Origin of the sequence: Extibacter sp. GGCC_0201, from assembly GCF_017566055.1 — a bacterium.
Taxonomy (GTDB): domain Bacteria; phylum Bacillota; class Clostridia; order Lachnospirales; family Lachnospiraceae; genus Extibacter.
In genome coordinates this window covers 1-214 of the sequence record NZ_JABFCH010000237.1, presented here as the reverse complement: position 1 = coordinate 214, position 214 = coordinate 1, and the positions used below count along the sequence as shown (strand labels likewise).

Genomic DNA, 214 nt, shown 5'->3' with positions numbered 1-214 from the left:
CGTGCAAGAGGCCCCTGCATATACCCCGGATATGCCTGTAGAGGATATTCTGAAGGTGATGACGCTGGAACAGGCACAGGAGGTCGTTGTGGACAGCGGTGTGTGCCGGGGGCTGACTATTGCAGAAGTGGCGAAGAAGCGGCCTGTCAATCTGCGTTTCTATTTGACTCCGGGCAACAAAAGCAAGGACAACATCGTTCGGGCTGCCGCCCAG

The 214-nt window shown here is 56.5% G+C and carries 1 pseudogene; it reads left to right on the top strand.

Annotated features, from left to right (window positions below):
• A pseudogene (locus HJV72_RS19385) lies at positions 1–214 on the top strand (hypothetical protein); the annotation flags it as partial.